The following is a 10,968-nucleotide window of genomic DNA, read 5'->3' as shown; positions in this document are numbered from 1 at the left end:
AAGGGGACCCTCTGCTAAGGGGTTAGACTGCGAAAGCGGTGCGAGGGTTCGAATCCCTCTCTCTCCGTTGATTTTTCAGATTAGAAAAAAGGACGCTCGTATGCATCGGAATGATGCTTGCGAGCGTCTTTTTTGTCTATGAAAGCCTGTGGATTTTCAGTTTACAAGGTCGGCTTCGGAAGTTGATCCAGTATATTTAGAAGAGTATGAGCTACGCCATTCTCTACATTGGTCAGGGTAACTTCAGAGCAGACGGCCTTGATGTCTTCTTTTGCATTGCCCATAGCGATGCCTTTACCTGCCATCGTTAGCATCGAAATATCGTTATAGCTGTCTCCTACCGCTGCGGCTTCCTCCATGGAAATACCCAGATGATCTGCAAAATAACGCAGTGCGTTTCCTTTGGAGGCATCCTTATGCTCAACTTCAAAGTTACGGTCCGAGGAAATGACCATGTTCAGGCCGGGGAATTCCCGATAACGCTCGCGCCCCCGGTTCAATTTGGCTTGATCAAAGGAGAAGCACAGCACGTTATAAATCTCTACATCCAGCGGAATGTCTTCATACGAGGGGATACGGGTATGCCCGGTCTGTTCATATTGTTTCTCGGCTGCATGTAACAAAGTATCCAGCGAAATATCCGGATTGGCGCTTAACAGGCGATCCATTTCAACAGCCAGTAGCTGATGTCCGTTTTGTGGAGAATAAATAGCGCGGTCTGTCATGACCTCATAGTAAAAATCGTTTTCGCGCAGCCAGCTCAACACTTCAAACGTTTCACTCCGGTCCATCGGTGTAGAGGTTAGCTGGCGACGATGTGCATCGTGTATGGTCGCGCCGTTTGCTCCGATGACGGGAGTCACAAGTTCTGCTTCCTCCAGCTTGTTCCAGGCATCATAAGCGGCTCTGCCCGTGGCAATGGTCACCTGAACGCCTTGCTGCTGTGCCTTGCGGATCGCGTCTGCGTTCACCTTGCTTATTTTTGCTTCCTCGTTTAGCAGCGTTCCATCCAAATCAATCGCAAACAGTTTCATTTCTCCATCTCCAGTCTTATTCTATATATCTCATACTTCTTCCACATTACGGAACAATAATTTCAACATCATGACGGCGAAAAACATCCAGCATAGCCGGGTCCGGCAAACAGTCGGTGATAACGATATCCACCTCGTATAAATCGGCAAAGCGGTAAGGAAGGTTTTTACCAAATTTGGAGTGATCCGCAAGAATGATCACCTGATCGGCCTGTTTCATCATTTGGTGCTTGAGCATACCGTCCTCTTCATGATTAATGCTCAGTCCATGGACAGAAATGCCCCCGATCCCAACAAAAGCTTTGTCTACAAAATAGCGGGACAGGGTAGCAATGGCGGAAGAACCGTAGACAAAACGGTGCTCCTTTTGCAAGCGTCCGCCGAGTAGATGAATCGAAACGCCGTCCTTTTCGGAAAGAACATCAGCCTGATTAATCGAATTGGTAATGACCGAGCACTCCTGTACATGGAGCCTTTCGGCACATGCCTGTACAGTGGTGGAGGAATCGAGAATGATGCGATCTCCGTCTCGAACCATACTGGCAGCTATTTGTCCAATGACTTGCTTTTCCTCGGATACAGTGAGTAGTCTCTCTTTATAGTTTCTGGTTAATTCGTGATCCAGTGTGGGTAGAAGGGCACCGCCACGGGTTCGAATAATTTTCTGGTGCTCCTCTAGCTTTACCAGATCCCTGCGGGCCGTATCTCGTGATACATTAAAAAATTCGCAAATATCATCCACCGAAATACGCTTGTGAAGCTGTAGGTAATCAACAATTTTTAGCATCCGCTCTTCTTGATACATAAAAAGCTCCTCTATTCAAAATGATTTCGGTATTCTGTAAGTGATTATAAGTAAAGTTAAGTTATTTTGCAATATAATCTCTTTTTATGCTTCTAATAACGTGAAATAAGTGGATTTACGTAAGTGAAAATGCGTTTTAATTCTCCGCAAACTACATATTTTAATTTTTTTTAAAATATGTATTGTCATTCGTTCTTCTATTTGATATACTCTTTCTTGTCGCCAAGTTGGTGTATAAAAATGCGGCCCGTTGGTCAAGCGGTTAAGACACCTCCCTTTCACGGAGGTAACAGGGGTTCGATTCCCCTACGGGTCATTGTTGTCTTTATGGACTACATGTTACATGCTTAAGGGAAATTCCTGAAGTCTGATGGCGGACATCTTGGATGAACAGCATGAGCCATTAGCTCAGTTGGTAGAGCACCTGACTTTTAATCAGGGTGTCGAAGGTTCGAGTCCTTCATGGCTCACCATTTATATTTTATTATGCGGTCGTGGTGGAATGGCAGACACGCTATCTTGAGGGGGTAGTGAGCGTACGCTCGTGGAGGTTCGAGTCCTCTCGACCGCATCAATGGAATGAACGAAAAAGTCTCTCGCGGTAGAGGCTTTTTTTTGTTTATGTAATGATACAATAAAATAGTCATAATTATGAAATAATGATTCTATAGTATAATATAACGCCATAATGTTATAGAATGATAAGTATAAACTGATGAAGTGACGGTGAAAAATATGGACACTCAACTGTTGGGAGATATATCAGAAAATATTTTGGGTTTGTTTCCGATTGTGAAGAAGAAATTTTTCACCTTCGGCACGCTCGATATTCCTTTACATTTGTCGCCTAATAACTTTCAAGTATTAATGCTTCTGCGGGAGGTGCGCTTGTCTACGGTATCTGAACTATCCAAACAGCTTAATGTCTCGCGTCCGAACATGACCCCTCTTTTGGACAAGCTGGTGGAGCATGGGTTGGCCGATCGCCAGTCGTGTGACTCGGATCGCAGAGTCGTGAATGTGGCGATTACACAAGAGGGCGATGCTTTTTGTGAGCAGGTATTCAATACCTTTTCCAGTAAAATTCAAGAAAGATTGGTGCTTCTGTCGGAAGAGGATTTATTACACCTGAGTGAAACTTTGAACGAATTAAAGCAGATTTTTCTTAAAATCGACAACGCTACTCCGTAATTGGTGTATGCGAACTGACGGAAGGCCGCCATTTTCTTCGGAAAACAGGCGGTTTTTGTTGCATATTGTGGTATAATGAAAACCAACATACATAATTCGGCAATTATAACATACGTGATCTTTGAAATGGAAACAGGAAACATGATATCGTTATCTGAGAGCCTGCTAGGGAGGAAGGGACTTCTATGCAATCTATTTACCAACGAATTGAGGAGCTTATCAAGGAACGGGGAATGACGAAAAAGGCGTTCTGCGAGCAGTTGGGTATTAGTACAGGGAATTTTGGTGATTGGAAGAGAGGCAAGACGACACCGGGCACGAATAAGCTCATTGAAATCGCTTCGTTTTTTGATGCCAGTCTGGACTGGATCATGTTGGGGCGGGATGTACAGGGTGAGGTGCTGAAGGAGTCGAAGGACCCTTATTTTTTTGATGCATATGGGCAACTGAATTGCCAGGGAGAGCAGCTTAGTGAAACAGAAAAGGATTTTATAATTGAGTATATTGAATTTACCCGCTTCCGTAAAGAGAAAAAGCAGGAAGATTCAACAACGGAATAAACGGGTGCAGAATATTAAAGTGATGATTACCGAATAAGTATGGTTGCAATGAGGATTGAAATTTTGGGAATAGTTCAAGAAAAGTTAGGGTGTCGGAGGGGATAATTTTGGGAGACCAAACGATTTATCAGCGAATTGAAGCCTTGATTAAGGATCGGGGAATGACGAAGAAGGCGTTTTGTGAAAAGCTCAAAATCAGCTCGGGGAATCTTGGAGACTGGAGAAGAGGTAAAACAACGCCGGGAACGATGCATTTAATCCAGATTTCGGACTTTTTTAATGTATCGCTGGATTGGTTAATGAAAGGCGTCAAGCCGGGGGAGGGCGTACTTCAGGAGCAGAAGGCTGCTTATTTTTTTGGAGTGATGGGGCCATTGAATTGCCAGGCAGAGGATCTGGATACAGAAGAACAGAATTTCATATTAGAATATGTGGAATTTGCGAAATATCGTAAGCAAAAAGGTGAGAATGACAAAACACAGCCTGAATGATCTTCTCGCTAAAGATCACTCAGGTTGAAAACCCGTAAAACGGACCGGCGGGTTCGATTGACGAGTTTATTTGGGTTGCCGATGTTATAGCGTGCCATATACCTTGGGGGACGCTCGCATCGTTGGTTTCAGAGTGGTGATGCCTCCTTATAATCGTTATCGTCGATGTTGAGGATTGCAGCAACTTGTTTTCTGTACCTTTGTGCTTTGCGGGTGCCGTGAATCAGATTGGACAAGCGTGAAGGCGGGATGTTATACGTTTCACAAAATGTTTTCTGATCCAGCCGAAGTTCGACAAGCCTTTGTTTGATGGCCCACCCGAAGGAGGTGACAGGCATTTTGTTGTTCAAGTGAAATCGCCCCTTACGGATACTTGCGGAATAATTGGTGTGTTATAATAATCATCAGTAAACATGTTAGAATTAACCATCTAAAACTATGATACACGTTTATACGTGTTTTTACAATCTAAAATACGTAATTGAGATAAATTTATTACTTATTTAAGTGATAAATGGTTTGGATAATCCATCTGGAGCCTGTTAACTGTGAGAAATATCAGTCGTGCTCTAGATAAAAAAGCACTCTGCCACTGAAAAAAAGTGGTGGGAGTGCTTTTGGCGTTGGTGCTGGAAGGGTGAAAACAGGCATCAGGGGGATGCTGGAGGCGTATAATGGGGCCAGACGAAGGAATTAGTCGAATCTTACCCTCGCTGGTGGTTGCTGCTCATATAGGGTGGCTGCGTAATGTAGGAGCTGGACCAATGCCTATGCAAAAGGCGACGCTGAAATGCGGTTGGCTCAGACTCAGGGGCGTTGAATTGTTTCCATGCGTCTAGAAGCTCGTTGGTCATTCGCTGAATAACAGGATTTTTTTCCTCATAAGGAGGATGGAGTAGTTTGGAAGCATCTTCGACACAGAAGGACACTGCCGCGGCAAGGTAGCCGTGAATGGCTTGCTCTACATCATTTCCAAGAGAAACGTTAATCCAGGTATGAACGGTTGCGAGTGTGCCAATCGCATTGTATTGGATGAGTATAGCTTCGAGTCGGTCGAATTCAAGCCAAGGGTACAAAGCCTTAGCGAGCTTGAGCAGGCGTTGGCCGGATAGGCGTGACTCTTTCATGTGCTGTAGGGAAGAACGCTGGGCGTGCAGCATTTTATCAATAAGAGCGATACGCCAACCATCATTTTGCTGAACAGCGATATAAAGACTTTTGATAGCCATGCCATCGAGGGATGTGAACTGAGGATGCAGATCGGTGCGTGCATAGTGTTCCAGGTCTTGCAGACAGGTTAAACGACCATTTCGAAACAGCTCCTTTAGCCCGTAGGAACGAGTGAAGCCACCGACAGGCAGGGAAGGGTCCAACAGCAATGCGTAGTTCAGCAAACGATTGCCTTTTTGCAAAGCGGTTCGCCTCCTTAGAGTATAGTTTTTATGTTATATTAAGTGACTTCAAAATCAGATTAAGAAAAATTTTAGTGATATTATGTAATATATATTTACATTTACGATGCTTACATGTCAAATTAAATATTTTTATAGCTTTTATATGTTAGTTTATTTAACTTTAAAAATAATTATTGTATTTATGTTTACAAATAGAATACAAGGGAGTATAATAAATCTGTTGCCTCGAAACATTGGAATTTGCGGTCGTGGTGGAATGGCAGACACGCTATCTTGAGGGGGTAGTGGGCGTACGCCCGTGGAGGTTCGAGTCCTCTCGACCGCATTACATGCAAGACACAGATAAAAAAGCATCCTGACACGTTTTTCACGTGATTGGATGCTTTTTTTGTTATATCCCTTTTTTTCTAGCCACAGGAGCAGCCGCCTGGATCGGCTGCTTGTGAACGGTGATGAAGTGGCTTGTTAGCTTTGCTACAAGAGCTTCTCGATATCCCCCGCCAGTTTATCCGGAGTTGTCTGTGGGGCGTAGCGCTTAAATACGTTACCTTCGCGTGTAATTAAAAATTTAGTAAAATTCCATTTGATCGCTTTGGAGCCTAATACGCCCGGAGCTGTCCGGGTGAGGTAGCGAAATAAAGGGTGCGCCTGATCGCCATTGACATCTGTTTTGGAAAACATCGGAAAGGTTACCCCGTAGTTGATCTGGCAAAACTCCGCAATGTCCTCGCTGGAACCCGGCTCTTGCTTGGCAAACTGATTGCTGGGAAACCCCAGGATTTCAAGACCCTGCTCATGGTATTGGTCATATAGCTCTTGTAGCGCCTTGTATTGGGGGGTTAGCCCGCATTTGCTGGCTGTATTCACGATAAGCAGAACTTTTCCTTCATAGGTTGACAACGGAATCTCATTCCCTTGCAGGGTTTGCGCATCATATTCATAAACGGTCATGGTATCCCTCCTTATTTGATATTTCACAATTAAATTGTAAGCAATTTAACGAAGGGTTGCAAGTCTATAATAGATGTAATGCGCCGTCTGCGACTGTAAAATCGTATTTTGTCCAAAACGGAAAATTGCACTGCAAATGGGGTGAATTGGCGCTGTTTCTCATCGTAAAACAGGCTCAATCGGCGTTTATCAGGTGCATACAGCAGTTTTTCTTTCTCTTTTACAAAAAAGGGACAAAAAATGCTCTCCATACGCCAATATTGACATGCCCGACATTTTCGAAAAGAGATGAAAAACCGAGATTGAAGGAGCTGGGAGAAGGATATTTATGTTGTAAGCGCTATTATTAATCTCTTATGCTCCAAAGACCGATTTATAACCCCGCAGGTGAGCTTTACAGTGTTCCTTGCGCGGGTGTATGATTCAAGACGTAATTTCAAATTAAGTGAATGAAGCAGCAACGAATTGTCTATAGCGCTGAATTTTGCAGTTGCAAAAGCGGGGGAACCGAACGGGAACTCTACGGCTTTCAGAGTCGTGTGTCTCATGGGGTGAATTTTCCGGCCAAGTGCCAGAAATAGGGCGACTCTCACGTCCGAATCCGACAGCTAACCTCGTAAGCGTACAGGGAGAGGCAACAAACCGCCGTGTGTAGCCATGGTTTATTTTATCATGGTTACGTAAGAAGCCGGAGGAAAGCCTTTTTCCTTCGGCTTCTTTTTGTTGTCTTTTTATACCGGGAGAGGAGCTACTGATGGAAGGTCGGCTAATCATTGTCACTGCACCGAATGAATCGGGCAGAAATTTTGTGAAATTGCTTATGTTCAAAAATCTGGCGTTTGCGGTTCTGACGAATAGCGCTCAGGAGGAACGACAGCTCAAAAAAATGGGTGTGGAGCATGTTGTGCGCATCAATACGATGCAAGCAGGGAAGTGGAATTTTCCCAAAAAAGAAATTGGCTGCGTGTATTTGTTTGAGAACAGCTTGAATCTGACGTGCCGTTTTCTGCAAATATGCCGGCCGCTGACATCGGATTCGGTCTATGTCATTACACACGGCTGTAATCCTCAAGGGATTTATCGAGGTTTGGGAGCGGACCATGTGATCTACACTTTGAATGGAGAGGTGGGTTTTCTGCTGAACGGATAGTCGCTTACGATATGGCTAATTTACATTAAAATTTTTGAATTTAGTTTTATAGCGATTTTACGAGAGTGTAAGAATGATGAATTAAGGACTGGTACGGGAGGGTATTAACATGATGGATATATACATGCTGCTCGTGATGGCTGTGAGTTATGGAGTGATACTGATGTTTGTACGCTGGTGTGATGCGCAGACCTCCAAAGGAGGGCGAAAAGGATGATGGTTGTGCTTGCGCTTACGGCTATTGTGTTTGTGTATTTAATCTATGCACTCCTGAATCCTGAAAAGTTCTAATCAGGATTCAGGTATAGGATAAAGCGGACGAGGGATAGCAGATCGTGGATGAGGCATCAGAGGCAGCGGGCTTTCGCAAACGTGTGCACTCGCTTGGTGCTATGAAACCGTCTGTTGTCCCAAACGCAGGAGCATTTTGGAGGAGGGAATAGATGATGGAGCTACTGCAGATTGGAATTGTGATTGTGATATTGCTGCTCTTGGTGAAACCAGTGGGCACCTATATATATCATGTATTCTCAAATGAACCGAATCGGACGGATCGTGTGTTTGGCGGGACGGAGAAGCTGATTTATAAGGTTATAGGATTGAAAAAACTGGAGAGCATGCGTTGGACCACGTACGTTATGAGCTTCATTGCTACGAATGTCGTGCTTGTGGCGATCAGCTATGTGCTGCTGCGCTTGCAGGGACTGCTTCCTGGTAATCCGGCTGGAAACGGCAATATGGAAGCTTCACTGGCATTTAATACAGTGATCAGCTTTATGACCAATACGAATCTCCAGCATTATAGCGGAGAAAGCGGACTTACGTATTTGACGCAGATGGCGTTCGTTACGATGATGATGTTCACTTCGGCTGCTTCCGGATTTTCGGTTGCTGCGGCTTTTATGAGAGGATTGACGCGGCGCGGTGAAGGGATGGGCAACTTTTTTCAGGATTTTATCAAAGCAATTATACGGATTTTTCTACCGTTGGCCTTTGTACTTACGCTGGTGCTGGTCGGACTGAAGGTACCGCAGACGCTTCAGTCTACGGCGGATATTACAACGCTGAGCGGAACACAGCAACAGATTGCCTTGGGACCCGTTGCTTCAATGGAATCGATCAAGCATTTGGGTACGAACGGGGGCGGTTTCTATGGGGCCAACTCGGCGCATCCTTTTGAAAATCCAAATCCCTGGACGAATGTGCTGGAAATTTTGGCGATGTGGGTGATGCCGGCTTCGCTGCCGTATACCTTTGGACTGTTCGCCCGTAATCGCAAGCAGGGCTGGATTATTTTTAGCTCCATGATGGTATTGTTCCTAGTTTTCCTATCCATTACGTACGTGTCAGAGAAAACGGGCAATCCGCTGATTCAGGCAATGGGGGTGGATGCTACTCAGGGAAGCATGGAAGGGAAAGAGGTTCGCTTCGGCATTGGACAATCGGTGTTGTTCACGGCGGTAACGACGGCGGCAACCACAGGCTCGGTGAACAATATGCACGATACGCTGACCCCGCTGGGCGGTATGGCTGCTTTGGGTGAAATGATGCTGAACGTCATTTTCGGCGGTAAGGGCGTCGGGCTGATGAATATGCTGATGTACGCGATTCTGGGTGTGTTTATATGTGGATTGATGGTCGGCAGGACCCCGGAATTTATGGGCAGGAAAATTGAAGGCAAGGAAATGAAGCTGATCGCGATTGCCATTTTGGTACATCCGTTTCTCATTTTGGTGCCGACTGCGCTCGCTTTTATGAGTCATTGGGGGTACGATGCGGTCACAAACCCCGGATATCACGGATTGACTCAGGTGATATATGAATATGCTTCATCTGCGGCTAATAACGGTTCGGGATTTGAAGGTCTTACGGATAACAACGTATTTTGGAACACGACAACAGGGATTGTTATGTTCTTCGGACGATATGTATCTATAGTTGCACTGTTGGCTGTAGCGGCTTCATTGAATGCCAAAGCACCGACTCCGGTGACGACGGGCACACTTCGCACGGACAACAAGCTGTTTGGGGCGATTTTAATCGGGGTTGTGTTGTTGATCGGCGCGTTGACCTTTTTGCCCGTAATCGTATTGGGGCCTGTGGCTGAATTTCTGACCATGTGAAGAAGATGAACAGGAAGAAGAAAATGAGAATGGATGAACGGGGTGCTTGATCATGAAGGAACAACGCAAACGCATGCTGGACAAAAGCATCTTGAAGCATGCGATCAAGGATAGCTTTATGAAATTAAATCCGATGATCATGATGAAAAATCCTGTCATGTTCGTCGTGGAGATCGGCACATTGGTCGTGCTGCTCATGCTGCTGTTTCCCGGTTATTTTGGAACTGGCAACGAAATGGGCTTTAATCTGGCTGTTTTTATTATCCTGCTGTTCACATTACTCTTTGCTAACTTTGCCGAAGCGCTCGCGGAGGGGAGGGGTAAGGCGCAGGCTGCCTCTTTGAAAAAATCCAAGCAGGACACACAAGCCAACAAGCTTGTCGGGGATGAGATTCAGGTGGTCAGCTCGACCGAGCTGCGTAAAGGTGACATTGTAATGGTGTCCCAGGGCGAGATGATTCCGAGTGATGGTGAGGTGATTGAAGGTCTTGCCTCAGTGGATGAATCGGCGATTACGGGAGAATCGGCTCCAGTGATCAAGGAATCAGGTGGTGATTTTTGCTCGGTAACCGGCGGGACGCGCGTGGTCAGTGACCGAATTAAGGTGCGGATTACGACAGAGCCAGGTGAGACGTTCATCGATAAAATGATTTCGCTCGTGGAAGGCGCACAACGACAAAAGACGCCGAACGAAATTGCGCTGAATACCCTGCTGATCAGCTTGACGATTATTTTTCTGATCGTGGTGGTTACGCTGGCACCGATTGCCCGTCATTTTAACATTGACCTGCCTGTTCCCGTGCTGATCTCGTTGCTGGTCTGCCTGATTCCGACAACGATTGGAGGACTGCTGTCAGCCATCGGGATTGCCGGTATGGACCGGGTCACCCAGTTTAACGTGCTGGCGATGTCAGGCAAGGCGGTAGAAGCATCTGGAGACATCAACACGATGATTCTGGACAAAACGGGTACAATTACCTTCGGTAACCGGATGGCGAGCCAATTCGTGCCTGTAGGGGGCGTAGAGGAGACAGAGTTAGTGAAGTGGGCTGCGATGAGCTCGATGAAGGATGAGACGCCTGAGGGGCGCTCAGTTCTGGAGTTGATGCGCAAGCAGGAGCACGCGCTGGATGAATCCTTGGCAGCAGGCGGGACCTTTATCGAGTTCAAGGCGGAAACCCGGATGAGCGGTCTGGATCTGGCCGATGGACGAAAGGTACGTAAGGGCGCGGTGGACTCTGTCCGGCA

At 45.8% G+C, this 10,968-nt stretch carries 12 protein-coding genes, 4 tRNA genes and 1 riboswitch; of the genes, 11 read left to right on the top strand and 5 right to left on the bottom strand.

The window, feature by feature from the left end:
- Nucleotides 1-161 precede the first annotated feature (161 nt).
- Both L696_RS0105780 and L696_RS0105775 read right to left on the bottom strand, forming a co-directional pair.
- A complete protein-coding gene (locus L696_RS0105780) occupies nucleotides 162-1,034 on the bottom strand; it encodes a Cof-type HAD-IIB family hydrolase (RefSeq protein ID WP_025682799.1) in 873 nt (290 codons plus the stop codon).
- 46 nt (nucleotides 1,035-1,080) lie between these two features.
- Nucleotides 1,081-1,839: a DeoR/GlpR family DNA-binding transcription regulator gene (locus L696_RS0105775; RefSeq protein ID WP_025682798.1), complete on the bottom strand. Its 759-nt coding sequence runs from the start codon at nucleotides 1,837-1,839 to the stop codon at nucleotides 1,081-1,083.
- Nucleotides 1,840-2,083: 244 nt separating this feature from the next.
- Here L696_RS0105775 and L696_RS0105770 point away from each other — a divergent pair.
- The 6 genes from L696_RS0105770 to L696_RS0105745 all read left to right on the top strand — a co-directional run bounded on the left by L696_RS0105770 (nucleotide 2,084) and on the right by L696_RS0105745 (nucleotide 4,081).
- Nucleotides 2,084-2,155 (top strand) — tRNA-Glu (locus L696_RS0105770).
- An 81-nt stretch (nucleotides 2,156-2,236) separates the two neighbouring features.
- Nucleotides 2,237-2,312, top strand: a tRNA-Lys gene (locus L696_RS0105765).
- A 15-nt stretch (nucleotides 2,313-2,327) separates the two neighbouring features.
- Nucleotides 2,328-2,410: transfer RNA gene (locus L696_RS0105760), tRNA-Leu, on the top strand.
- Between the two features lie 164 nt (nucleotides 2,411-2,574).
- Nucleotides 2,575-3,030, top strand: a complete 456-nt coding sequence (locus tag L696_RS0105755; protein ID WP_025682797.1) for a MarR family winged helix-turn-helix transcriptional regulator — start codon at nucleotides 2,575-2,577, stop codon at nucleotides 3,028-3,030.
- Nucleotides 3,031-3,215: 185 nt separating this feature from the next.
- A complete protein-coding gene (locus tag L696_RS0105750) occupies nucleotides 3,216-3,590 on the top strand; it encodes a helix-turn-helix domain-containing protein (RefSeq protein ID WP_025682796.1) in 375 nt (124 codons plus the stop codon).
- Nucleotides 3,591-3,697: 107 nt separating this feature from the next.
- Entirely contained in the window at nucleotides 3,698-4,081 is a 384-nt protein-coding gene (locus L696_RS0105745; protein ID WP_014280376.1) for a helix-turn-helix domain-containing protein, read from the top strand.
- A 128-nt stretch (nucleotides 4,082-4,209) separates the two neighbouring features.
- Here L696_RS0105745 and L696_RS0105740 read toward each other — a convergent pair whose 3' ends face one another.
- Together L696_RS0105740 and L696_RS0105735 are read right to left on the bottom strand one after the other, a co-directional pair.
- On the bottom strand, nucleotides 4,210-4,431 hold the full coding sequence (locus L696_RS0105740; RefSeq protein WP_025682795.1) for a hypothetical protein: 222 nt from the start codon (nucleotides 4,429-4,431) through the stop codon (nucleotides 4,210-4,212).
- A gap of 354 nt (nucleotides 4,432-4,785) precedes the next feature.
- The gene (locus L696_RS0105735) at nucleotides 4,786-5,493 is read right to left on the bottom strand and encodes an urease accessory protein UreF (protein ID WP_245233298.1); all 708 of its coding nucleotides are present in this window, start codon (nucleotides 5,491-5,493) and stop codon (nucleotides 4,786-4,788) included.
- A gap of 245 nt (nucleotides 5,494-5,738) precedes the next feature.
- On the opposite strand from L696_RS0105735, the gene L696_RS0105730 reads away from it, so the two are divergent.
- Nucleotides 5,739-5,821, top strand: a tRNA-Leu gene (locus L696_RS0105730).
- 149 nt (nucleotides 5,822-5,970) lie between these two features.
- Here L696_RS0105730 and L696_RS0105725 read toward each other — a convergent pair.
- On the bottom strand, nucleotides 5,971-6,447 hold the full coding sequence (locus L696_RS0105725) for a glutathione peroxidase (protein ID WP_025682794.1): 477 nt from the start codon (nucleotides 6,445-6,447) through the stop codon (nucleotides 5,971-5,973).
- Nucleotides 6,448-6,912: 465 nt separating this feature from the next.
- Nucleotides 6,913-7,086, top strand: a riboswitch (cyclic di-AMP (ydaO/yuaA leader).
- 115 nt (nucleotides 7,087-7,201) lie between these two features.
- Between L696_RS0105725 and L696_RS0105720 the strand changes: the two genes are divergently transcribed.
- From L696_RS0105720 to kdpB, 4 genes are all read left to right on the top strand, one after another.
- Entirely contained in the window at nucleotides 7,202-7,597 is a 396-nt protein-coding gene (locus L696_RS0105720; RefSeq protein ID WP_025682793.1) for a hypothetical protein, read from the top strand.
- Between the two features lie 213 nt (nucleotides 7,598-7,810).
- Nucleotides 7,811-7,888: a K(+)-transporting ATPase subunit F gene (gene kdpF, locus L696_RS32635; protein ID WP_081473791.1), complete on the top strand. Its 78-nt coding sequence runs from the start codon at nucleotides 7,811-7,813 to the stop codon at nucleotides 7,886-7,888.
- 155 nt (nucleotides 7,889-8,043) lie between these two features.
- Nucleotides 8,044-9,720, top strand: a complete 1,677-nt coding sequence (gene kdpA, locus L696_RS0105710) for a potassium-transporting ATPase subunit KdpA (protein WP_025682792.1) — start codon at nucleotides 8,044-8,046, stop codon at nucleotides 9,718-9,720.
- Between the two features lie 52 nt (nucleotides 9,721-9,772).
- The coding region (kdpB, locus tag L696_RS0105705) for a potassium-transporting ATPase subunit KdpB (RefSeq protein WP_025682791.1) at nucleotides 9,773-10,968 on the top strand (1,196 nt) is incomplete at its 3' end.

This window comes from Paenibacillus maysiensis (assembly GCF_000520815.1).
Lineage (GTDB): Bacteria > Bacillota > Bacilli > Paenibacillales > Paenibacillaceae > Paenibacillus > Paenibacillus maysiensis.
The sequence above is the reverse complement of the archived record's forward strand: the minus strand, read 5'-3'. Positions and strand labels throughout refer to the sequence as shown.